Genomic DNA, 403 nt, shown 5'->3' with positions numbered 1-403 from the left:
TAAGGATGATACAGTGAGTGTTACCGGTTTCTTACATCTTGTAAGAACATGAGTACACAAAACCTGTTACTGGGGATTAACCCCGTTTGCTGTTGTTATTTAGTTTTGAGGGATCGTCATGATCCTTAAATAATTGATGGGGGTGTAGCTCAGCTGGGAGAGCGCCTGCCTTGCACGCAGGAGGCCATCGGTTCGATCCCGTTCACCTCCACCATCATTTTTAAAAAGGTTTTCGTAACCTTGCAGTTATGTGTTTTCTTTAGAATCACGAGCTGAAATGATCTTTGATAATTGAATAGTAGAGTAGTATAAAATCCTTTAAATCTTTTAAAGTTTTTTGTATGGGCACACAGGCCGTTGGTCACCGTGTCTATAGATACAAAAGACCCCCATTGGATTTGAA

The 403-nt window shown here is 40.7% G+C and carries 1 tRNA gene; it reads left to right on the top strand.

Features of this window, described 5'->3' with window-relative positions:
* Positions 1 to 138: 138 nt before the first annotated feature.
* Positions 139 to 214: transfer RNA gene (locus tag FCL48_RS24740), tRNA-Ala, on the top strand.
* The last annotated feature ends 189 nt before the right edge of the window (positions 215 to 403 follow it).

Origin of the sequence: Desulforhopalus sp. IMCC35007 (assembly GCF_005116575.1) — a bacterium.
Lineage (GTDB): Bacteria > Desulfobacterota > Desulfobulbia > Desulfobulbales > Desulfocapsaceae > Desulforhopalus_A.
This window is presented reverse-complemented; position numbering and strand designations above follow the sequence as displayed.